The 21,445-nt window shown below is 60.3% G+C and carries 20 protein-coding genes and 1 pseudogene; 10 read left to right on the top strand and 11 right to left on the bottom strand.

Features of this window, described 5'->3' with window-relative positions:
• Positions 1-3 precede the first annotated feature (3 nt).
• Complete coding sequence (locus tag PMI01S_RS21905) at positions 4-891, top strand: LysR family transcriptional regulator (protein WP_084322253.1); 888 nt, start codon at positions 4-6, stop codon at positions 889-891.
• A gap of 135 nt (positions 892-1,026) precedes the next feature.
• Here the strand turns inward: PMI01S_RS21905 and PMI01S_RS21900 are convergent, their stop codons facing one another.
• From PMI01S_RS21900 to PMI01S_RS21885, 4 genes are read right to left on the bottom strand one after another with little or no spacing between them, the layout of a single operon-like run.
• Positions 1,027-2,046 carry an NAD(P)H-dependent flavin oxidoreductase gene (locus PMI01S_RS21900; RefSeq protein WP_084322224.1) on the bottom strand — a complete coding sequence of 340 codons (1,020 nt, stop codon included), beginning with the start codon at positions 2,044-2,046 and terminating at the stop codon, positions 1,027-1,029.
• Positions 2,047-2,049: 3 nt separating this feature from the next.
• The gene (locus PMI01S_RS21895) at positions 2,050-2,604 is read right to left on the bottom strand and encodes a cytochrome b (protein ID WP_084322223.1); all 555 of its coding nucleotides are present in this window, start codon (positions 2,602-2,604) and stop codon (positions 2,050-2,052) included.
• A gap of 57 nt (positions 2,605-2,661) precedes the next feature.
• Entirely contained in the window at positions 2,662-4,335 is a 1,674-nt protein-coding gene (gene actP / locus PMI01S_RS21890) for a cation/acetate symporter ActP (RefSeq protein WP_084322222.1), read from the bottom strand.
• Positions 4,332-4,646, bottom strand: a complete 315-nt coding sequence (locus PMI01S_RS21885; protein ID WP_084322221.1) for a DUF485 domain-containing protein — start codon at positions 4,644-4,646, stop codon at positions 4,332-4,334. The genes actP and PMI01S_RS21885 overlap by 4 nt, the downstream gene beginning before the upstream one ends.
• 261 nt (positions 4,647-4,907) lie before the next feature.
• Here PMI01S_RS21885 and PMI01S_RS21880 point away from each other — a divergent pair, with 261 nt between their 5' ends.
• Entirely contained in the window at positions 4,908-5,795 is an 888-nt protein-coding gene (locus PMI01S_RS21880; protein WP_084322220.1) for a LysR family transcriptional regulator, read from the top strand.
• Here PMI01S_RS21880 and PMI01S_RS21875 read toward each other — a convergent pair.
• The 5 genes from PMI01S_RS21875 to PMI01S_RS21855 form a co-directional block, all read right to left on the bottom strand.
• On the bottom strand, positions 5,720-6,994 hold the full coding sequence (locus tag PMI01S_RS21875; protein WP_084322219.1) for an MFS transporter: 1,275 nt from the start codon (positions 6,992-6,994) through the stop codon (positions 5,720-5,722). The two genes, PMI01S_RS21880 and PMI01S_RS21875, sit on opposite strands and share 76 nt — an antisense overlap.
• A 184-nt stretch (positions 6,995-7,178) precedes the next feature.
• Positions 7,179-8,462: an MFS transporter gene (locus PMI01S_RS21870; RefSeq protein WP_084322218.1), complete on the bottom strand. Its 1,284-nt coding sequence runs from the start codon at positions 8,460-8,462 to the stop codon at positions 7,179-7,181.
• Positions 8,463-8,525: 63 nt separating this feature from the next.
• Positions 8,526-9,404, bottom strand: a complete 879-nt coding sequence (locus PMI01S_RS21865) for an alpha/beta fold hydrolase (protein WP_084322217.1) — start codon at positions 9,402-9,404, stop codon at positions 8,526-8,528.
• A gap of 66 nt (positions 9,405-9,470) precedes the next feature.
• Positions 9,471-10,475 carry a PdxA family dehydrogenase gene (locus tag PMI01S_RS21860; protein WP_084322216.1) on the bottom strand — a complete coding sequence of 335 codons (1,005 nt, stop codon included), beginning with the start codon at positions 10,473-10,475 and terminating at the stop codon, positions 9,471-9,473.
• Between the two features lie 396 nt (positions 10,476-10,871).
• Positions 10,872-11,546: a GntR family transcriptional regulator gene (locus tag PMI01S_RS21855; protein ID WP_235864418.1), complete on the bottom strand. Its 675-nt coding sequence runs from the start codon at positions 11,544-11,546 to the stop codon at positions 10,872-10,874.
• A 200-nt stretch (positions 11,547-11,746) separates the two neighbouring features.
• Between PMI01S_RS21855 and PMI01S_RS21850 the strand changes: the two genes are divergently transcribed.
• The 6 genes from PMI01S_RS21850 to PMI01S_RS21825 all read left to right on the top strand — a co-directional run bounded on the left by PMI01S_RS21850 (position 11,747) and on the right by PMI01S_RS21825 (position 17,976).
• The gene (locus PMI01S_RS21850) at positions 11,747-12,547 is read left to right on the top strand and encodes a shikimate dehydrogenase family protein (protein WP_084322214.1); all 801 of its coding nucleotides are present in this window, start codon (positions 11,747-11,749) and stop codon (positions 12,545-12,547) included.
• A gap of 28 nt (positions 12,548-12,575) precedes the next feature.
• Complete coding sequence (locus PMI01S_RS21845) at positions 12,576-13,268, top strand: SDR family NAD(P)-dependent oxidoreductase (RefSeq protein WP_084322213.1); 693 nt, start codon at positions 12,576-12,578, stop codon at positions 13,266-13,268.
• A 130-nt stretch (positions 13,269-13,398) separates the two neighbouring features.
• A complete protein-coding gene (locus tag PMI01S_RS21840) occupies positions 13,399-14,490 on the top strand; it encodes a glycerol dehydrogenase (protein WP_084322212.1) in 1,092 nt (363 codons plus the stop codon).
• A gap of 106 nt (positions 14,491-14,596) precedes the next feature.
• Positions 14,597-15,484, top strand: coding sequence for a transketolase (locus tag PMI01S_RS21835; RefSeq protein WP_084322211.1), 888 nt, complete (start codon positions 14,597-14,599; stop codon positions 15,482-15,484).
• Between the two features lie 2 nt (positions 15,485-15,486).
• Positions 15,487-16,467: a transketolase family protein gene (locus PMI01S_RS21830; protein ID WP_084322210.1), complete on the top strand. Its 981-nt coding sequence runs from the start codon at positions 15,487-15,489 to the stop codon at positions 16,465-16,467.
• A 201-nt stretch (positions 16,468-16,668) separates the two neighbouring features.
• The gene (locus PMI01S_RS21825; RefSeq protein ID WP_084322209.1) at positions 16,669-17,976 is read left to right on the top strand and encodes an MFS transporter; all 1,308 of its coding nucleotides are present in this window, start codon (positions 16,669-16,671) and stop codon (positions 17,974-17,976) included.
• A 48-nt stretch (positions 17,977-18,024) separates the two neighbouring features.
• On the opposite strand, the gene PMI01S_RS21820 is transcribed toward PMI01S_RS21825, so the two are convergent.
• Positions 18,025-18,942 carry a LysR family transcriptional regulator gene (locus PMI01S_RS21820; RefSeq protein ID WP_084322252.1) on the bottom strand — a complete coding sequence of 306 codons (918 nt, stop codon included), beginning with the start codon at positions 18,940-18,942 and terminating at the stop codon, positions 18,025-18,027.
• A 113-nt stretch (positions 18,943-19,055) separates the two neighbouring features.
• Here PMI01S_RS21820 and PMI01S_RS21815 point away from each other — a divergent pair, with 113 nt between their 5' ends.
• Entirely contained in the window at positions 19,056-19,904 is an 849-nt protein-coding gene (locus PMI01S_RS21815; RefSeq protein ID WP_084322208.1) for a type 1 glutamine amidotransferase domain-containing protein, read from the top strand.
• 124 nt (positions 19,905-20,028) lie between these two features.
• Positions 20,029-20,400: pseudogene (locus tag PMI01S_RS21810) on the top strand (MFS transporter); the annotation flags it as partial.
• A gap of 183 nt (positions 20,401-20,583) precedes the next feature.
• On the opposite strand, the gene dapF reads toward PMI01S_RS21810, so the two are convergent.
• Positions 20,584-21,399 carry a diaminopimelate epimerase gene (dapF, locus tag PMI01S_RS21800; RefSeq protein WP_084322204.1) on the bottom strand — a complete coding sequence of 272 codons (816 nt, stop codon included), beginning with the start codon at positions 21,397-21,399 and terminating at the stop codon, positions 20,584-20,586.
• Positions 21,400-21,445 lie beyond the last annotated feature (46 nt).

The raw sequence follows: 21,445 nt of genomic DNA, 5'->3' as shown, positions 1-21,445 counted from the left end.
ATCATGGAAATGCGCCAACTGAAGATTTTCTGCGCGGTTGCCGAGCTTGGCAGCTTCACAGCGGCCGCCGTCAATGTGAATACGGTGCAGTCCAACGTCACCATGCGGGTGAAGGAACTGGAAGCCGAACTGAACCGGGAACTGTTCATCCGCAAAAAGTCCGGGGTGGTGCTCACCTCGGCGGGCCAGACCTTCCTCGGGTATGCACGGCGCATCCTGCAACTGACGGAAGAGAGTCGCAGCGCCCTGATGGACACCGGCATTCCGGCGGGCCTGCTGCGGTTGGGCTCGATGGAAACCACCGCCGCCATCCGCTTGCCGCAAGTGCTGACGAAGTACCGCGAGAAATACCCCGAGGTTCAGCTGTCGCTGTTGACCGGCACCACTTCCGAACTGATCAAGGCGATTGAAGCGCATCGACTCGACGGCGCATTCGTCGGCGGTTTCCACCAGAACTCGGCGTTGACCCAGGAAGAGGTTTTCCAGGAAGAACTGGTGCTGGTCAGCAGTAACCAGTTCCCGTCGCTGCCCGCACTGATCGAGAAAATCCCCCAGCAAACCGTACTGGTCTTCCGCACGGGCTGCTTCTACCGCTCAACCCTGGAAAACTGGTTTTATCAGGTCGGGTTGGTTCCCAACCAGATCATGGAACTGGGCACCCTCGACGGCATCCTGTCGTGCGTTGCCGCCGGCATGGGCGTGACGTTGCTGCCCAAGGCCATCGCCGAAAATTGCAGTGTGCGCCATGCCATTCGCTGCCACGCGCTACCGCCGGAATTCGCCAACGTCTCGACCGTCTTCATCCGCCGAAACGACACGATGATCACCTCGGCCATGAGCGCGTTCATCGGCCTGGCACAAGACCAGATCGCCCGGCCGGCCACGGCGTAATATGTCTGCATCGACAAACGACCACTGTAGGAGCAAAGCGTGCTCGCGAAAGCGTCAGGACAGTCAACATTGACGCTGAATGTACCGCCGCCTTCGCGAGCACGCTTCACTCCTACAGGTTGTTCGAGTTTCGGCTCACTGCCAGCCGAGTGACCTTCTCTCCTCCTGCAGGAATCGTCCTGTCACGGCGCCGCTCTCCTGCACCGACAGTAAACCCGGTGTTGTCGGCAAGCCTAAGGCAAGCTCCGCCACGCGCTCGGCCGCGGGAACGACACTGTGAATCTTGCCCACCCCCTGCCCCGCGTACAGCGACAGCTTTTTAGCCATCCGCGGTTTGTCGATCGCCCGGGCGCCGCCACCGATGAATCGCAGCAGGTTCCACTTGTCCCGATTGGGAATCACCCGATGAGGCGTGCCGTAGGTCCAGCCGAACGAATAACCGGTCCGGTACTCGGTGTCATCCGTCGTCGCTTCAACGATCTTTTGCTTGTAGAGCGGGTGTGCATTCGACTCGTCGGTGGCAATAAACGCCGTGCCCACCACCACCCCTGACGCACCGAGCGACATCAGTGCCCGGACATCGTCGCCCGCCACAATGCCGCCCGCCGCCAGGACCGGTCGCCCTTCCGAAACACGCAGGATCGAGGACAACAACGGCATGATGCCAATGGTGCCCCGATTCAGATGACCACCACTTTCGCTGCCCTGCGCCACAAGAATGTCGGCACCTTGCGCAATGGCAATTCTGGCCAGTTCCACTGACCCCACTTGCACCATGACCGTCAGCCCCGCGTCCTTCGCGCGGGGAATCATGTCGGCGGAATAGGCCTCGGCGTAAAACAGTGAAAGCAGTCGCGGCCTTTCTTCAAGCACTACCTGAAACTGCGCTTCGAATACGTCAGGGCCGCCGAACTGCGGAACCAGGTTCACACCAAACGGTTTGTCGGTCAGTGCGCGGGTTTCCTGTATCCACCGGCGCAAGGTCAGCGGCGGCAGGCGCAAACCACCCAGCACGCCCATCCCCCCGGCATTGGCCACCGCCGCAACGAGCTGAGGGCCGGAAATGGCTGCCATGCCACCAAGAAAGATCGGGTACTTCACGCCGCAGAGTTGAGTGATGGCGTTTCCTGCAAAATCGAATCTGGCTTCGTTCATGACTCACAGCTCCACATGTTTTCCAAGCATCCGCTTGAGCGTGTTGTTCTTCAGGAGAAAGTGATTCTTGACCGCACCAAAGACATGCAAGGCCAGGCCGGCAAGGAACGCCGAGGCACCGATATCGAACAGCACATCGACGACATGCTTGAGCCCGGCGTGCGTGGGCAAGAGCATCGGAATGGCGAATCCTCCCGGCAAAACCACCGCCTCGCCGCCCGCCGACCGGGAAGCCCAGACCGCAATCGGCAGCAGCACCATCGCCAGGGCGAGTGCCACCGCAACCGAACGGCTGATGATGACCTCGATGGGGTTGGGCGTGCCCACGGGCAGCGGATGGTAAGAGGTGATCCTGGCCCAGAATCGATAGACCGACACCAGAAACAGAATCAGCCCGACCAGGTTTTGAAGCTGGGCCAACGGCATCCGTACTGCGTCGCTGGAGGCCTGGCCGATCATCAGCTGCAAACCGAAAATCGTCAGCAGCGACAGTGCCACGACCCAGTGCAGCGCCACGGTAATGGGTGAAAACCTTAAGCCATTGTCTCGAAGTTGCATGGCAGACTCCTTTGGCAGAGTGCGCAAATCAGGATAGGAAAGTGTACGAACCGGGCCCTAATGGTTGACCGCCTGCGATGCCCCGAGGCCGGTCTGGGCACGGATGAGCTGGTCATCGAAACGCTCCCGCTCCAGCATGGCCTCGCCGCTGCGATCGGTGACGGAGCCGAGCCAGGTAAAGAAGAACGCCACGTTCATCGAAATGATCGCCGGATAGTCGAAGGGGAAAATCGCCTCGGGATTGCCCAACACCTTGACCCACACCGCCGGCGAGAGAATCACCAGGCTGACCGAGCTCACCAGTCCGGCAATCCCACCGATCAACGCCCCGCGTGTCGTCAGCCCTTTCCAGTACATCGAAAGCGCGAGGATCGGGAAGTTGACCGAGGCCGCCACGCCAAACGTCAGCGCCACCAGGAAGGCGATGTTCTGGTCCTTGAACAGGATGCCCAACACGACCGCAACGATGCCGATGCCAACCGAAGCGATCCGCGACACACGTCGCTCGTCCTTCGCTTCGGCCCGACCTTTCTTGAAGACCATGACGTAGAGGTCATGGGAAATCGCCGAAGTCCCCGCCATCGTCAGTCCGGAGACCACCGCGAGGATCGTGGCGAACGCAACGGCAGAGATGAAGCCCAGTAACAGGTCACCGCCAACGGCCTTGGCCAGGTGCATCACCGGCATGTTGCCACCGCCGATGAGCTTGCCACCCAGAATGCCGGACTCGTAGAACGCCGGATCGCGCCCGACAATCACGATGGCCGCCAGCCCGAGCACCGCAACGATCAGGTAGAAGAAACCGATGAAACCCGTCGCGATAAACACCGATTTACGCGCTTGCCGCGCATCCGGCACGGTAAAAAAGCGCATGAGGATATGCGGCAATCCGGCGGTGCCGAACACCAGGCCAAGGGACAGCGAGATCAGCGCCAACGGGTCGGCCACCAGTTTGCTCGGCAACAGGATCAGCTCGCCATCGTGATGAGCGGCCACCGCTTGCTTGAACAACTGCTCGAAGGAGAACCCGAACTTGCTCAATGCCAGCACCGCCAGCAAGGTTCCGCCCACCAACAACAATCCGGCCTTGATGATCTGCACCCACGTGGTGGCGACCATCCCGCCAAACGTGACGTAGACCGCCATCAACAACCCGACAGCAATCACCGCATAGTTGTAGGGAAGACCGAACAGCAGCTGGATCAACTGCCCCGCGCCTACCATCTGAACCACCAGATAAAAGCAGACCACGGTCAACGAACCGAAGGCCGTCAGGGTGCGAATGCGGTTTTGATCGAGTCGAAACGATGCAATGTCCGAGAGCGTGATCCGCCCCAGATTGCGGATGCGCTCGGCAAACAGGAACAACAGCAATGGCCAGGCGACGAAGAAACTGATCGAGTACAGCACCCCATCGAAGCCGTTGAAGAAAATCATGCTGGTGACACCCAGTAACGCCGCCGCCGACATGTAGTCCCCGGCCAACGCCAGACCGTTCTGAAAGCCGGTGATGCCGCCACCGGCGTTGTAGAAATCGTCCATCGATTTAGTCTTGTTGGCCGCCCAGTAAGTGATGCCCAACGTCGTCAGCACGAAGACGAGGAACATCGCAATGGCGGTGATGTTGAGGGGTTGTTTTTCAACCGCCTGCAAGGTCTCGGCGGCCGAAGCACACGTGGCTGCCGCACTCAGGAGAGCAGGCGCGATGAGGACGCGAAAGAGAGGTTTCATACGATGGCTCCTTCGCGAATTTCTGCAGTGAGTGCGTCGAACTCGCCATTGGCCCGAAGGATGTAAAGACCCGTGAACAACCAGGCCCCGACGATGAAGGCGACGCCGAGCGGCCAGCCTATGTTGATGATGCTGGTCGCGGAGAGCTTCTGCGCCAGCAGGTGCGGTGCGAACGCGGCGATAAGGATGAAAGTGAAGTAAGGAACGAGGGTTGCGGCAACAAGACAGGCGACGAATCTTCGCTGCCGTGAGACCAATTCCTGATACCGGGGATGGTTGCGAATTCTGGCTGATTCGATTGCATGGTTCACGTTGACTCCGTGTTGCAGTGGAAGCGTTTATTGTTGTTCCACAGCCTCAATTCGAAGACTCGATTTGCCACTGGCTGCGGGGTATTTGCACCTTCAACCTATGCCTGGCACCGGATCATGTAAAACGATGATTAATGATGCTTGTGATCTCTTTTGATGAACCTAGTAGCCTCTTTTCTTGCCTTTTGCGATGCGTGAAACCTAATCTCCTCAACGTGTATTGTTTGAATCAGTTATTGCTTTTAGAGATAGGTGAATTCGATGGATGTGACGGATCTCAAGGTGGTTGACGCGGTGGCGCGGCACGGCAGCATGAACAAGGCCGCCAGCGAACTGAACACCGTGCAATCGAACGTTTCGGCGAAGATCCGGGCGCTGGAAGAGGAGCTGGGCGTGGCGCTGTTTCAACGCAGCGCCCGAGGGGTCCAGATCACGCCGGCCGGGCGACGGATCCTGCCCTTCGCCGCGCGCCTGTCGAAGCTGCTCTTCGATGCCTCCAGCGCCGCGCGTGACGATGGACATCCAAGGGGCGTATTCGAGATCGGTACGCTGGAGACAACGCTGGCGCTGCGTCTGCCACGGCTGATCGCGAGGTTCGCCAAGGCCTACCCGGACGTTCGCCCGCTGATACGCACCGGCACCACGTGCAGCCTGATCCTGGGGGTCATCGACTGTCAGCTCGAGGGCGCATTTGTGGTGGGGCCGGTGAATCACCCGGAACTGCTGAGTGAGATCGCCTTTCGCGAAGAGCTTGTTTTAGTAACGTCTACCGCCGTCAACCGCCTGGAAGAGGTCGCTTCTGTCGACAACCTGAAGACCGTCGTCTTTCGAATCGGTTGTTCCTACCGCCAGCGCCTGGATTCCCTGCTCACCCGATTGGGCATCCCGGCGCCCGAGCCGCTCGAGTTCGGGTCGATCGAAGCCATCGTTGCCTGCGTTTCCGCCGGCGTCGGCGTCACGCTGTTACCCAGAGGCGTCGTCGCCAGTGCGTTGCGTGACGGGTTGGTCAACGTGCATGAGCTGACACCGGACATCGCCGACGTAGAGACAGTGTTCGTGCGACGCATCGATGGCTATTTTTCCAGCGCGTTATCGACCTTTCTGGACAGCGTTCGTCTGGACGGGGTGCCTGCTCTGGCGCCGACGTAGCGATAGCTCATCCAGCCGTTCATTGCGGCGCATAACAGTAGAAGCGCGGCAGTCACCAGGAACACATGATGCAAGCCGAAATGAGCACCGATCTGCCCACCGATCAGTGGCCCGATCACCTGCCCGGAAAACTGCGCCGATTGCAGATAACCGAGGATTTTCCCGGTGCTGTGCTCTTCGACCGAATGCCGGATCAGCTTGGCAATCGCCGGCAGGAGGCCAGCAAGGGTCATCCCCATGACACCGCGTAAAACCGCCAGTTGCCACCATTGCGTGACGAAGGCCTGGGGCACCATGACCAGCCCCGTCAACAGCAGACAGCCGACGATCACGTTCCAGCTGCCGACCCGGTCTGCCAGCGCCCCGAGTCTGGCGGCCGTCAAAATGCTGCCCAGCGCTGAAGCGGCCATGACAAAACCCGCGACACGCGCCTGACGATCAAACGGTACGCCGAGGTCGCCGATGTAGACGGTAATGATCGGCTCGATCGACATATTGGCCAGGAGCACCATCATCGCGGTCACGAGCAGCGCGCCGATGACCGGCCATTTTGACCCCGCCTCCTCAGGCTGGTTTTTTCGGTCCCGTTGTCTTGCATCCACCACGCGATCGAAGTCCTCGCGCACCAACAGAATGGTGGCAACGGCAGCGACCGTGATCATCCCGCCGCCGACGAAAAACGTACCGCGGATGCCAACGAACTCGGGCAGGAAACCGCCCACCAATGGCCCGATCAGATTGCCGGACAAGGCGCCCGTAGACAGAACACCCAAGGCCCAACCTGCCCTCTCCTTTGGAACCTGTGAGCCGATCATGACAATCGAGGCGGATGCGTAGCCACCGATGAGACCCGCGACCAGGCGCAGTGCGACCAGTTCGGTCACGTCCCGCGCCAGGCCAATCAGCGACATCACAATGGCCATGCCGATGGCCGCCCTGACCAGCATGGGTTTGCGGCCAAAGCGGTCCGCGAGGCGTCCCCAGATCGGGGCCGTTACAGCAGTCCCCAAAAACGTCGCACCGAAGGCCACCGCCGACCATTGCACCACGTCACCCTGCACAGTAACCCCCAATTGCTGGACGTACAGCGGCAGAAAGGGCAACAACATGCTCAGGCTGACCAGCGTGGTGAACGAGCCGAAAACACACACGGCGAGGTTTCGGCGCCAGTACCGCCGGTTACGATCGGAGTAATTCACGTGGAAAGGTGTTCCGTTTTGATCGAATGGAAGTTGCTCTTCAGACAGGCCAACACTACGCAGGCGCAGATATCCAAAGAAGCGAATTAATTCGATCAGGGCTATCTCGAATCAAGATAACCAAACGGGGCCAGGACGCGACAACGCCTCGGAAGGTCGCAAGCGCCCTGGCCCGTCAGCGGTTTCAGCTTTGGGCGACAGGCGCGCTCGAACGCAACGATGAAACGGGCTCCGGAGCCGGTTCGTCGTCCAGTTTGATGAACATCGCCAATATCGGTCCCATCAGCACCACGGCGATCGACGCGCCGAATGCCACCGACCAGTTATTGCCGGTGATGTCCAGTAACCAGCCGATCACCACCGGCGACACGGCACCGGCCAAGGCCATGCCGGTGAAGGTGCAGGCACTGGACGTCGCGGAGTGGGCGTGGGATACCTCGGTGCCAATCACCCAGAGCGGTGAGTCGGCCAGTTCCGAGCAGAAGAACGAGAAGCTCAGGCCACAGGCGCAGATCATCAGGTCATGGGTGAACATCAGTGGAATCAGACCAATGATCGAGGCCAGAAAGCCGAAAATGATCAGGTCGCGACGTGAGCGCAAGCGATTGCCGGTGACCTTGAAGCGCCAGTCCGAGAGCATGCCGCCGACCGCGGTGCCAACCGTTCCGCCGAGCAGCACGAAGGTCGAGAACATGGCGGTGTGGGTCAGGTCCATGCCGTAGCGCTGTGTGAAGAACGATGGAATCCAGTTGAGGAAAAACCACAACACCCAACCGTGGCAAAAACAGGTGGCGGCCGCCGGCCAGACACGGCGCAGCATCTGCGGCCAGTTGACCGGAGCGGCGACCACAGGCGCCATCGGTGCAGCGGCCGTGGCTTCGACCAGTTTCTTCGATTCGCTGAGGCTGAAATACATGACGAACATGTAGATCAGTGTCACCACGCCGAGAATGACGAAAGTCATGCGCCAGGAAAACTGGATGATCATGAACGTCACGATCAAAGGTGCCAGGGCATTCGCCAAGCGGCCTGACGCGTGCATCATGCCCTGGGCTGTGCCGCGCTGGGTGATGGGGATGGCGCGGGCGATCATGCGTGCTGCGGTCGGGTAGATCGGCGCTTCGCCGATGCCGACCACGAAACGCGCAATCACCAGCACCACCAGGCCACTGACCAGGCCCGTGGCAATGGTCGCGACCGACCAGATGATGCCGTACAGCAACATCGCCTTGCGCGAACCGATCCGGTCACTGAACCAGCCGCCGGGAATCATGAAGCAGCTATAGGCGATGGCAAACGCGGAAAACATCAGGCCCAGGTTGGTGTTGCTGAAACCCAGTTCCTTGCTGATCGTCGGTGCGGCGACCGCCAGGTTGGTGCGGTCCACGTACATGATGAACGCCATGACGCACAGCAACACGAAGGTCAGCGTTGCCCTGCGTTTTTGCGCAAGCGTAGTCGGAATCATTTTTTCCACCTTTTTTTATAGTTGTAGTGGGCAGGCGGTCATCCCGGACCGCCTGTCATGGCGTTACTTGAAGAAGCCGCTGAGCACCTCGTAGGTCTCGTCCGGGCACTCTTCCTGCAAGTAATGCCCCGAAGGCACCGTGGCGGTCTGCACAATGTTGGTGGCGTAGCGGCTCCAGATTTGCGCGGCGTTGTGGTTGCGGCCAACGCCGCCCTTTTCGCCCCAGAGGATCAGCGCCGGGTTATCGATGCGACGGCCCGCGTCGAAGTCGACGGTGTCCATGTCCAGGTCGATGCCGAACGTGGCGCGATAGTCTTCGCACATGGCGTGGGTGGTGGCCGGGTTCTTGATGCAGCGGATGTAATCAGCCAGCGCTTCGGGCCCGAAGAAGCTGGTGCCCTGGTCGGTCTTCGACAGTTTGCGCAGGATGAAGAATTCCGGATCGGCGTTCATCATGCGCTCCGGCGTCGGCGCGTCCTGGGTCATGAAGAACCAGTGCCAGGAAAATTTGCCCCACTGGCGCGTGACGTTGTTGAGCAAGTAATGCTGCGGCAGCATGTCGACGAAACCGGCTTTCAGCACCTTGTCGCCGTGGTCCAGGCACATGCGATGCAACACCCGCGCCCCTCGGTCATGGCCGGCGGCATAGAACTGCTCGAAGCCCAGCGACTGCATGACTTCGACCTGATCCTGGGCCATGGCGCGGAACGAATAAGCTGAATGATCACCGCCGCCTTCCGGCTTGGAGCTGTCGCCATAGCCGCGCAAGTCGGTGCAGACCACGGTGAAGTCCTTGGCCAGGCGCGGTGCAATCTTGTGCCAGGACAGGTGATTGAACGGGTTGCCGTGCATCAGCAGCAAGGGCGGGCCCTCGCCTCCCACGACAGTGACGATGTCGGCGCCACTGGTTTTGGTGATGGTTTTGGTGAAGTTCTCGAACATGGTCTCAGCCTCGATGGGTATGCCTGGCCTGGGCGTTACGCCCTGCTCTTGTTATTCGTGGAGGGCTCAGCGTTTGAGCTTGCGCGCGGCGGCGTTATCGGCGGCCACGCGGAACGCAGCGGCCATGGCGCCGACATCGGCAATGCCTTTGCCGACGATGTCGTACGCCACGCCATGGGCCGGGGTGGCATAGACGGTCTTGAGGCCGCCGGTCAGGGTCACGCCGGACGAGAAGCCCAGCAGCTTGGTCGCGATCTGCCCCTGGTCGTGATACATGATCACCACCGCGTCGAAATCGCCGTTGCGCGCCTTGATGAACACCGTGTCGGAAGGAAACGGCCCTTCGCAGGCCAGGCCTTTCAAGCGCAAGGCTTCGAGGGTCGGGCGAATGATCGTGATCTCTTCGTCACCGAACAGACCGTTCTCGCCGCCATGGGGATTGAGTGCGGCGACACCGATTCGCGGCGCGTCGTTGCCCAGTGCTCGCAAGGTGTCGTGGGCCAGTTGCAACGCCCCTTCGATACGATCCGGTTGCACCATATCGACGGCCTTGCGCAGCGCCACATGGGAGGTCACGCGGAAGGTCGAAAACTGCGGGATGATGTTGACCTCCCCGAAGTAACCGACGTGCTCGGTCCAGGCGGCAAACATCTGGTGCTCGTCGTGATAATGCCAGCCACCGCGGTGCAGGCCGGCCTTGTTCAGCGGCGCGAAGCAGATGCCGTCCAGCTCACCGGCCAGGGCCATGTCGGTCATGATCTTCAGGGTTTCGCCGGTCAGCCGACCGGACTCCGCGTTGACCACGCCGCGTTCATACAACCCAGGGTCAACGTTGTGCAGATCGATCAGGGGCACGGCCGTCTGGGTGTGGTCGGCCTCGCTCAGATGCGTGATCTTCTGGTACGGAATGCGCCGACCCGCATCGCGCATGCCCAGTTCGAGCACCCGTTCATCACCAATGATCACGACATCCGCCCGCTCACGTGCCTCAGGTGTCGACAACAGCTTGACGACCAACTCAGGGCCAATGCCGGTGACATCGCCGAGCATAAGTCCAATCAGGGGTTTCATCAGATTCTCTCCAGTCCGGTCAAGATGTGTCTTTCTTGTTATCGGAGCACCTGGGAGCAAGCCCGGTTTTGCGGGCCGACGCCTGGGTGCAACCGCTGTGGACATCCTAGGCCGACGGGGTAGGCCTTCAAGGTGCAAAACGTGGGGTGGGCGTTCACAGACTGTGGTTTGAGCGGGGTCGGTTGCGGCTGCGACGACGAAGAGATTACTGATTTCTGGTCACAACACCTTTGCGAAAACAGCCGTTTTGTTCAAGGCGTCCGGCGGGGATACTGATCCCAGCAGGCCGAGTGATATCGGGTTGAACGGGGCACAGCCGTAAAAATGACATCGCCCGAGGCTCCGGAAGGGAGCGCTCGGGCGACAGGTTCAGCGGGATCGGCAGTTGCGACGTGGTTACGCCTCAGCGAGGGTTTCCTTTTGCTCCAGCCAATCGATCATCAGTTCACCCCAGGCGATGTCCGCCTGCAACGCGTCTTTGGCTCTGGCCGAGTCGCGGGTGCGCAGACCTTCCAGCACCTCGAAATGCTTGTGATCGGCGCTGGCCAGCTCGCGCTTGGGGACTTCGGCATGGAACCGGCTCAGCAGCGGTCCCATGATGACCCACATGTTTTCGAGGGTTTTCGACACCACCGGCATGCGCGCCGCAGAGATCAACCCGAAGTGAAACTCGCGGTTAAGCAGGGCCGCTTGTTTGTAGTCGACGGGGACTGCCTTCTGGAACGCCTCCTGGATGGCTTCGAGTTTTTCCAGTTCCGGTTGAGTGATCCGCTGGGCCGCCACGCCTGCCGCCTCGCCTTCCAGCAAATGGCGGATCAACTGAATTTCACGCAACTGGCTGACCGTCAGTTCCGGCACATAAATCGAGGTCGCGGCCTTCATGTCCAGCGCATGGTCGCTGACCAGACGGAAAATCGCTTCCCGCACCGGGGTGATCGACACACCGAATTCTTCGGCCAACGTACTGATGCGTAATCGGTCGCCGGGTTGGTACTGCCCGTCCATCAACGCAGTGCGAATAATGGAATACACCCGTTCGCTCAAGTTGCCTTTATCAATGGGCTTATGCACGGTCACTGTTACTCGATCTCCAGGGTCAATGAAGGTGCGCCGGCTCGGCAGATCAAGCAACTGCAGGCCTGAAGCGCGGATAACGCATCATACATCATCGGTTTTCGGCTGCCACTGCGCCCGCATTCATCCCCGTGTTGACTCACGCCAGTATCAAGGATATATCATGCATCACAATAAAATCACACAGGAACGTCGCAATGCCTATCACCGGTAAAACCCGGGTCGTGGTTCACCTCACCTACCCTGCCAAACACCTGCGCACCCCCGAATTTTTCAACCCGTTGCTGGAACGACTCGGCTACGACGGCGTGCTCGTACCCTGGGAAGTCTCACCGGAAAACCTCGCCACGGCGTGGGAAGGTTTGCGCGGAATTGAAAATCTGGCGGGAGTGATTGTCACCGTCCCGCACAAGCTGGAGGTGGCGAACCTGTGCGATGAGCTCCAAGGCACGGCGAGTGTGCTGAAGGTCTGCAACGTTGCCAAACGTCTGCCCGACGGACGTTTCAGTGGGCGCATGTTCGATGGCGACGGCTTTGTCGGCGGTCTGAAAAAGCAAGGCCATGACCTGAGCCACAAACGTGTGCTGTTGCTGGGTGCGGGTGGCGCGGCGACCGGCATTGCTCATGCGCTGCTCGCCGAACCCCTTCAAGAACTCGTGATCAGCAACCGCACACCGGCCAAGGCCGAAGCGTTGGCCCGTGAACTGCGCCAGCTGTTCCCCGATCGACAGGTCAATGCCGGCCCCGCCGACGCGACGGGTTTCGATGTGGTGATCAACGGCACCGCGTTGGGTCTCAAAGCCGAGGACCCGCTGCCACTGCCCGTCGACACCCTCGCCCCCGGCACGGTGGTCGGCGAAGTGGTGATGAACCCGGACATCACCCCGCTGCTGAACGCCGCCGCCGAACGTGGCTGTGTCATCCACAAAGGCGCGCACATGATCACGGGCCAGATCGATCTGCTGGCCGAGTTTCTGTTTTCCAAAACCGGCGTCTGATACGCCCTTCTCCGTATAAGGAACGACCATGAAAAAGACTGCAATCGTGACCGGCGGCGGCTCCGGCATCGGCCTGGCCACTGCGCAACGCCTGCACGCGGACGGTTATGAAGTGTTCACCGTTGGGCTCGGCGAACCCGAGCATCGTGTCGAGGGCATTCATTACCAGGAACTGGACGTGACCAACGACGAGGCGGTGACGGGCTTCTTCGAGCAATTCGAACGCGTCGACGCCATCGTCAATGCCGCCGGCATCATCGACCACAACCGTGAGTGGGAACTTGAAGGCTTCAGCCGCGTGATGGATGTCAACCTCACCGCGGTCCTGCGCATCACCAACGCCGCCCTGCCCGGCCTGAAAGCCGCTCGGGGTGCGGTGGTGAACTTCGCCTCGATGTACGGGATTTTCGGCTCGGCCAAGACCCCGGCCTACGCGTCGAGCAAAGCGGCCATCTCCGAACTGACGCGCTGCATGGCCGTGGCCTGGGCGACCGATGGCGTGCGCGCCAATGCCGTGGCGCCGGGCTGGATTCTGACCAATCTGTCGCGCCGCGCCTTCGAAGACCCGGCACGCTCCGAAGGCATCATGGCGCGTATCCCGATGAAAACCTGGGGCGCGCCGGAAGACGTGGCCAATGTGATCGCCTTCCTGGTGTCGGACAACGCACGTTACGTCACGGGCACAACGTTGCCGGTGGATGGCGGTTATTCGATCGCCTGACGGCCTCTCGTCGATTGAGCGCTTGACCGTCTAAAAACATGATATATCATGCATCACACAAAACCGAGGCGCCGGCAGTCTGCCGCCGAGTCCTCGAATAACAACAAAGCAGTGAAGTGAGAGGTGCTGAATGAATCTGGTTTTCGGCTCGCCCGGACGGTACGTCCAGGGCACTGAAGTGCTCGCCCAGGCGGGCACTTATCTGGCGCATTGCGGACGCCAGGCCGTGGTCGTCATCGACAGCTACGTGCTGGGTTTGATCCGGCAACGACTCGACGACACCTGTGCGCAAGCCGGCGTCGAGTTGCACTACCTCACCTTCGACGGCGAGATCACCGCCGACGGGATTGCCGGCCTGAGAAAGGCGGCTGCTGAAGTCGAGTTCGACATGATCCTGGCGGTCGGCGGCGGCAAGTGCATCGACGCCGGCAAAGCCCTCGCCCACACCTCGGGTCGCGCACTGATCACCATGCCGACCGTAGCGTCCAACGATGCACCCACCTCGAAAAACTACGTGATCTACGACGCCCATCATCAACTCAGCGAAGTCGGTCACCTGCTCGTCAGCCCTCGCTACGTGCTGGTGGACACGTCGCTGATCGCCCAGGCACCGCGTCAGTTCCTGCTCGCGGGGATTGCCGATGCGTTAACCAAAAAGTTCGAAGCCGAGCAATGTTTCAAGTCCGGTGGGGTGAACATGTTTGGCGCGCGCCCGGCACTGTCAGGGTTGGTGCTGGCGCGCGAGTGCTATGACCTCATTCGTCAATACGCCGAACCTGCGCTGGCACAGGCAGGTACCGGTGAAGTCACGGTCGCCTTCGATCACTTGATTGAAGCGGTGCTGTTGATGAGCGGCCTGGGGTTCGAAAGCGGTGGCCTGTCCATTGCCCACGCGATGACCCGCGGCCTGTCGAAAATCCCCGGCGCGCAACAGCAGGTTCACGGTTTTCAAGTGGCGTATGGCTTGCTCGTGCAACTGGTGCTTGAAGACCGCGACGCCGAACTCATGGGCGATATGTTGAGCTTCTATCAACGTATCGGCTTGCCTCGCAACCTGGCCGAACTGGGCGTCCTCAGCGTCGACGATTCGGTGCTGATGCAAGTGGCCGAGCCCACCTTGAAAGCCCCCCACGCGCGTAATTTTTTCTCGGCATCGGGCGGCGCACTGACTTGCGACGGACTGATCGGGGCGATGCACGCGCTTGAAGGCCTGACCCACTGAGCACCGACTCAAAAGCGCCGTTGAACCCACAACCACCCCGTTGAAGTTCAACACCCGCCACTGAGATTCAACTTCAACAAATTCATGCCTGTGATTGGAGGTAGAGATGTCTGCACCCCGCAAAACACTCGAACAGTGGAAAGCCAGCAATTTTGTGCCCTCCGCCGAGACTGTGCGCCTGTTGAAAGACCGGGCGAAATTCGTCCGTCTGGAAACGATCCGCCTGATTGAAATTGCCAAGACCGGCCACTACACCTCGGTGTTTTCCGCTGCCGAATTGTTCTCCGCGCTGTACTACGACGTGATGACCATTCGCCCGGAAGAACCGAAATGGCCGGGGCGTGACAGGTTCCTGATGGGCAAGGGCCACGCCGCCGTGGGCCAGTTTCCGATCCTGGCCGACCTCGGGGTCTTCCCCAAGGAATGGCTGGATGAATACACCCGCTTGGGTAGCCCTTTGGGCGATCACCCTGACATGCGCAAAGTGCCCGGCATCGACTTCTCTTCCGGCTCCATCGGCCACGCCCTCTCCGGCGGCCTGGGCATGTGCCTGGCCCAGCGTTTCACCGGCGAAGTCTACGACGTGTTCGTGATGCTGGGAGACGGTGAAATGCAGGAAGGCCAGGTCTGGGAAGCCGCGATGAGCGCCGCCCATCACAAGGCCAGGCACCTGATCGCGATTGTCGACCGCAACGGCTTCCAGCTCGACGGCTCGGTCGACGACGTGATCGGCATCGAACCACTGGACGAAAAATGGCGTGCGTTCGGTTGGGAAGTGCACGTCATCGACGGCCACAACATCGCCGAAGTGACTGAAACCCTGCGCCGTGTCAAAGCCGATGAAACCCGTGAGAAGCCGGTGTGCATCATCGCCAGAACCGTCAAAGGCAAAGGCGTTTCCTACATGGAAACCGAACCCGGCTGGCACCTCGGTTACCTCGACCCGGAAGACGCCAAACGCGCTATCGCTGAAATTGAAGCCATGGAGATCTGAACATGAATGCCCCTCTTTCCCCCAATTCCTGGCAGTACCGTGGCCTTAACGCGCTTAACCCGGGGCTGTCCTACCTGTCTGATGCGCTGATCGAATTGACCGAGGCCGGTTATCCGGTGATGGCCGGTTCCGCCGACTTGCAGTACTCCAACGGCCTGAACAAGTTCGCCAGCCGCTACCCCGAGCGTTACCTGCAATTCGGTATCTCGGAGCAGAACATGGTCACGGCGGCCGCCGGCCTGGCCACCTGCGGCGTGATGCCGTTCGTGGCGACCTTTGCCTCGTTCCTCGGCCTGCTGTGCTGCGAACAGATCCGCATGGACGTCGCCTATTCGGCGCAACCGGTGCGCCTGATCGGTCACCACACCGGCATCTCCCTGGGTTTCTACGGCACCTCGCATCACGCCACCGAAGACATCGCCACCATGCGCTCGATTGCTGATCTGGCGGTCGTGTCGCCGGCGGACGGCGCACAACTGGTGGCGGCGATCAAAGCCTCGGCCACCTACGACAAGCCGGTGTATTTTCGCATCGGTCGCGGTCGCGACCCGATCGTTTACGAGGACGGTGTGGTCTTCGAATTCGGCAAGGCTCATGAGCACTTTGAAGGCGAGGAACTGACCATCATCGCCTGCGGCATCACCGTGCATGCGGCGTTGACGGCGGCTCGCAAGATGAACGCTGAAGGCCGCTCGGTGGGCGTAATCGACATGGCGTCGATCAAGCCGATCGACCGTGACGCCATCCTGCGAGCGGCTGCCCGCAGCAAACGCATGATGACCGTCGAAGAGCACAACGTGCTCGGTGGCCTGGGGGCCGCAGTGGCTGAAGTACTGGCGGACGAAGGCGTCGGCGTGAAGCTCAAGCGTCACGGCATCTACGACGAATACAGCCTGATCGCCCCGCCGACTCACCTGTACGAGCACTACAAACTCGACGCTGCCGGGATCGAGGAAGTGGCGCTGGCGCACATCAACGCCTGACGCTGACCCCACCTGTAGGAGCCGGCTTGCTGGCGATGAAATCACCACGGTGCACCTGACACACCGCAGCGACTGGATCGCCAGCAAGCCGGCTCCTACAGAATTGTGTATTTCAGGGACATCTCGTTTTTTCAGGGAGCTTTCCGCACCGCATCGTCACCCACCACATCCCGTGGTTCATGAAACATCTCGGAGCCAACAATGAATAACATCACCGAGACCATGCCCGACTACTCGATCGGGCAGGCCAAAACACGTACCACCCTGCGCAGAAAGTCATTGATGGCCACCGGCGTCGGCAACCTGCTGGAATGGTTCGACTGGACGATCTACACCGTCGCATCGGTGTACATCGCGGCGGCACTCTTCGATAAAAGCAACGCCACCTCTGCCCTGCTCAACACGCTGGCGGTGTTTGCCGCCGGGTTCCTGTTACGGCCGATTGGCGGCATCTTCTTCGGCATCCTCGCCGACAGGCTGGGCAGGCGCGTGGTGTTGCTCAGCACCATGTTGCTGATGGCCGGCGCCAGTTTGCTGATTGCGTTCATTCCCTCGTATGACGCGATTGGCAGTTGGGCCTCAGCACTCCTGCTGCTGGCCAGGCTGGTGCAGGGCTTTGCCCATGGCGGCGAAACCACCACCTCTTACGCCTACATCGCTGAAATCGCGCCGCCGAAACACCGCGGGCTATGGTCGAGCACGGTGTTTCTGGCCGTCGGTTGCGGATCGTTGCTGGCGACGTTTTACATGGCCTTGCTGACGTCGTTGTTGTCCGTCAGTGAAATGCAGGAATGGGGCTGGCGCATCCCTTTCGCCACCGGTGGCCTGTTGGCGGTTTTTGCCTTGTGGCTGCGGCGCAACATGATGGAAAGCGAACACAGCCCAAGTGCCGGTGGCATGTCCGAAGAACCGGCGTGGAGCCGCGGCACCATCATTCAACACGGCGTTCGCTTGTTTCTCTATGAAGCCGGCGCCACGTTGACGTATTACACGTGGGTCACTTCAGCGTCGATCTACGCCATCAGCGTCAAGGGCATGGACCCGCGCAGTGCGTTCACCATGAGCTGTATTGCACAGGTCATTTACCTGGTGTTCCTGCCGATCTCCGGCTGGATCTCGGATCAGTGGGGACGCAAGATTTCAGCGCTGATTTCCTTGCTGGGGATTGCCGCGACGCTGTTCCCGCTGTGGGGTTTGATCTCCAATGAGCCGTGGACGTTGATGGTGGCGCAGACGGCAGGCTTGCTGTTGGTAGGCTTTATCACCGGCTGCAAACCTGCTTCGATCTCGGAGCAGATTCCGACCCGCTATCGCACACGCATGTTTGGGGTGTGCATTTCTTTGGGTGTGGCGGTGTTTGGCGGAACGGCTTCGTACCTGACGACCTGGTTGTACTCGGAAAACATGGGGTGGATGTTCAACATTTACCTGATCGTGGTCGCCGTGATCGCCAGTGCCGTGGTGTTGATGTGGAAGAACAACCACGGGGTGCCGATCGATAAAATCTGACGCGCGAAGCCAGGCCGGCCGGCGCTCACTGCAACGGTGAGTGCTTTTTCAAAGAAGGTCGTCGGTGGCCACTTCCCGGGTCAGAAAGTCGATCAAGGCCCGCGCTGTCGCGGACAACTGGCGATGGGGCGGGTAGATCACAGAGAACGGTCGGGAGCGTCCGCCCGACTGTTCGAGCAGCGGCACCAGGCGGCCACTTTGAATCCGCTCACGGACGATGAAGTCGTAACTCTGACAGATCCCCATGCCGTGCTCGGCCAGAGACACAATGCCCAGCACGTCGTCGGACACCTGCACATTCGCCTCAGGTATCCACTCCCGATCCACCCCCTGTTCGCGAAACAGCCAGGGCCCGACGCGACCGCTGCTGGGCATCACAAACGGCAGGCAGGCATGCGCCGACAGTTCGTCGACACTGCGCGGCGTGCCGGCACGACTCAGGTAATCCGGTGCGGCGACCAGGCACAAACCCGCGTCTTCAAGCTTGCGGCCGATCAGGCCACTGTCCGGCAATTGCCCGAGACGAATCGCCAGGTCATACCCCTCCGCCACCAGATCCACATTGCGATTGCTGATGCTCAACTCGATGCGCACCTGCGGGTACTGCCGCGTAAATCGAGACAGCAAGGGCGGCAACCGGTAATGCCCGTAGGTCGTCGGCACACTGAGCCGCACCCGCCCGGTCAACTCGCCCTCCTGCCCCTGGATCGTCCGCTCGGCATCATCGATCAACCCGAACGCCGCGCGTGATTGTTCAAGGTACAGCAGGCCCGCCTCGGTCAGGCTCAGGCGTCGGGTCGTGCGTCGCAACAGCTGGACCCCGAGACGCGCTTCCAGGCGCGAAATCGCCCGGCTGACCACCGACGGTGTGGTCGCCAGAAACACCGCCCCGGCGCTCAACGAACCCTGTTCCACCACGGTGACGAACACTTCAACGTCCGCGAGATAATCGAATCGCCGGCTCACCTTGACCTCCAAAGAACAAGTGCTTTCCTTTGCAGCGAGTTTATCGCCCACGGAGGCATGAATATAGTGAATCAACGATCAGCACCCGCCGATCGATCACTCACGGAAGCCCCATGCGCCCTATCGCCCGACTCGCCCTCGCCATGACCATTTCCGCCGCCGCCTTCAACGCACAGGCCGGCAATGTCCTGATCGTGCTGTCAGATTCCGACCACCTCGACCTCAAGGACAACAAGGTCTTCGCCACCGGTTTCTACCTGAACGAACTGATGCAACCGGTAAAACTGCTGCTCGATGCCGGGCACTCGGTGACCTTCGCCACCCCGACCGGCAAGGCGCCGACTCTGGACCAGTCGTCCAACGACAAGATGTATTTCAACAATGACGTGGCGGCCTTGCAGGCCCACAAGGCACTGCTGGATCACCTGAAAATCACCTCGAAAGGTGAGTCGCCGGTCATCAGCCTGGCGCGGGTCGAACAGATCGGCTACGAACAGTTCGATGCCGTCTACGTCCCCGGCGGCCATGCGCCGATGCAGGACCTGCTGCACAGCGCCGCGCTGGGCAAGCTGCTGAATAACTTCCATGACAACGGCAAGACCACTGCCCTCGTCTGCCACGGCCCGATTGCCCTGCTGTCGACCCTGGCCGATCCTGTCGCTTTCACCCGACAACTCGAGACCGGCGGCAAAGCCTCGACAAAAGGCTGGACCTACACCGGCTATAAATTCACGGTCATCAGCAATCAGGAAGAGGAACTGGCCAAGGGCTTGCTCAATGGCGGCGCCATGAAGTTCTATCCGCAAACGGCACTGGAACAAGCGGGCGGCGTCTATCGCAGCAACACCTCGCCCTGGACTTCCAACGTCGTCATTGACCGCGAACTGGTGACTGGACAAAACCCGGGCTCAGCACTGGACGTGGGCAAGGCGATCGTCGAACGTCTCAAGTCCCGGAGTTAGGGACTGAGTGGGCTCGGAGTGGTAAAACTCATCGCGACGTTTTCTGTTTGACGCGTCTCGAAAAAGGATCACCTCGGTGAAGTCACCCGCCACGCCCGATCCACGTACCACAACCGAGTCCGGCCTGAGCCTGCAAACCCGGCTGATCGCGCTGGTGGTGGCGGTGACCTTTTTCATGGAAAACCTCGACGCGACCGTCATCGCGACCGCGCTGCCCATCATGGCCAGCGCCTTCGAGATCACACCGGTCGACATGAACGTGGGCATCACCGCCTACATTCTGGCGGTGGCAATCTTCATCCCGCTTTCCAGCTGGATCGCCGACCGCTTTGGAGCGCGGCGAGTCTTCGCCGGCGCAATCGTCGTGTTCACCCTCGCCTCGCTCCTGTGCGGGCTAAGCCAGAACATCGAAATGTTTGTTCTGGCCCGCGTGCTGCAAGGCATCGGCGGCGCGTTGGGGGTGGCCATATGCAAGGCGCGCAGGGTTACTACAACGACAACTACTTCCTGCCTTTTTTCACTCAATTAAGTGATTCAGAAAAACAGTCGTATTACGCAAAATTTGAAGCTCCGACCGAGTGGATCAAGGCCTTGGAGCTAATACATGACGATGAATGAATCCATTAAGTCTTCTTCGAAGCCCAACGGGGCTGCACCGCTTACTACGAAAAAGCGCCAATCAAGCGTTCAATAAGCCATCCGCGATGGTCCCCGAAAAAGTCGCCTCCACCGGCCCAGTAAGAAACACCGCCCCTACGCCATCCCACTGAACCGTCACGCTCCCACCATCACACTCGACCTCAACGGATTCATCCAGTAAACCCCGACGAATCCCATTAACAACCGCACCACAACAGCAAGAACCTGAACCCAGCGGAATTCCACCCCCACGTTCCCAAATACGCAACCGAATGTGCTTGCGGTCAATAACCTGAACAAAATGCACGTTCGTTTTAAGGGGAAACAGCGGGTTGGTTTCAATGGCCGGCCCGATGCTCGCGATATCAATCGCCGTCAGGTCATCCACAAAATAAGTGCAGTGCGGATTGCCCATGCTGCACGCGGTCGGGCCTCCCTCCAGGGGCAGGACAGTCGTATCCAGTTCCTGAGCCAAAGGAATATCCGACCAGCCAAAAAGCGGCGCGCCCATGCTGACCGAAATGGCGCCGGTCGAGGTTCGTTCGCACGTCAGCAAACCCCGGTTGGTGCGCAGCACAATCGAGGTGGAATTGGCTTCGCGCATCAGCCTGTCCGCGGCACCGCGCGTTGCGCTGCCGCAAGCATCCAGCGGTGAGCCATCGGCGTTCCAGAACACCACGCGCGCGGCGGCGTCATCGCAATCGAGCAGTACCGCGAGTTGATTGAATCCGATGCCGCGGTTGCGATCGCCCATTCGCCGAGCGATGGCACTGGTCACTGGGTTGGCCGAGTTTCGTGCGTCGACAACAACGAAGTCATCGCCATTGGCGTGCATCTTGTGAAAACTCAGCGGCATAAACAGATCCAGGCGACGAGGGATGTGGGAAGGATCTAGCCCCATT

This window comes from Pseudomonas migulae NBRC 103157 (assembly GCF_002091715.1).
Lineage (GTDB): Bacteria > Pseudomonadota > Gammaproteobacteria > Pseudomonadales > Pseudomonadaceae > Aquipseudomonas > Aquipseudomonas migulae_A.
Note: the sequence above shows the minus strand (reverse complement) of the source record. Positions and strands in the feature narration are given on the sequence as shown.

Excerpts from the sequence above, each read along its gene's own strand:
- PMI01S_RS21905 (WP_084322253.1), top strand. The coding sequence starts at position 4 with ATGGAAATGCGCCAACTGAAGATTTTCTGCGCGGTTGCCGAGCTTGGC.
- PMI01S_RS21900 (WP_084322224.1), bottom strand. The coding sequence starts at position 2,046 with ATGAACGAAGCCAGATTCGATTTTGCAGGAAACGCCATCACTCAACTC.
- PMI01S_RS21895 (WP_084322223.1), bottom strand. The coding sequence starts at position 2,604 with ATGCAACTTCGAGACAATGGCTTAAGGTTTTCACCCATTACCGTGGCG.
- actP (WP_084322222.1), bottom strand. The coding sequence starts at position 4,335 with ATGAAACCTCTCTTTCGCGTCCTCATCGCGCCTGCTCTCCTGAGTGCG.
- PMI01S_RS21880 (WP_084322220.1), top strand. The coding sequence starts at position 4,908 with ATGGATGTGACGGATCTCAAGGTGGTTGACGCGGTGGCGCGGCACGGC.
- PMI01S_RS21870 (WP_084322218.1), bottom strand. The coding sequence starts at position 8,462 with ATGATTCCGACTACGCTTGCGCAAAAACGCAGGGCAACGCTGACCTTC.
- PMI01S_RS21865 (WP_084322217.1), bottom strand. The coding sequence starts at position 9,404 with ATGTTCGAGAACTTCACCAAAACCATCACCAAAACCAGTGGCGCCGAC.
- PMI01S_RS21860 (WP_084322216.1), bottom strand. The coding sequence starts at position 10,475 with ATGAAACCCCTGATTGGACTTATGCTCGGCGATGTCACCGGCATTGGC.
- PMI01S_RS21850 (WP_084322214.1), top strand. The coding sequence starts at position 11,747 with ATGCCTATCACCGGTAAAACCCGGGTCGTGGTTCACCTCACCTACCCT.
- PMI01S_RS21845 (WP_084322213.1), top strand. The coding sequence starts at position 12,576 with ATGAAAAAGACTGCAATCGTGACCGGCGGCGGCTCCGGCATCGGCCTG.
- PMI01S_RS21840 (WP_084322212.1), top strand. The coding sequence starts at position 13,399 with ATGAATCTGGTTTTCGGCTCGCCCGGACGGTACGTCCAGGGCACTGAA.
- PMI01S_RS21835 (WP_084322211.1), top strand. The coding sequence starts at position 14,597 with ATGTCTGCACCCCGCAAAACACTCGAACAGTGGAAAGCCAGCAATTTT.
- PMI01S_RS21830 (WP_084322210.1), top strand. The coding sequence starts at position 15,487 with ATGAATGCCCCTCTTTCCCCCAATTCCTGGCAGTACCGTGGCCTTAAC.
- PMI01S_RS21825 (WP_084322209.1), top strand. The coding sequence starts at position 16,669 with ATGAATAACATCACCGAGACCATGCCCGACTACTCGATCGGGCAGGCC.
- PMI01S_RS21815 (WP_084322208.1), top strand. The coding sequence starts at position 19,056 with ATGCGCCCTATCGCCCGACTCGCCCTCGCCATGACCATTTCCGCCGCC.
- dapF (WP_084322204.1), bottom strand. The coding sequence starts at position 21,399 with ATGCCGCTGAGTTTTCACAAGATGCACGCCAATGGCGATGACTTCGTT.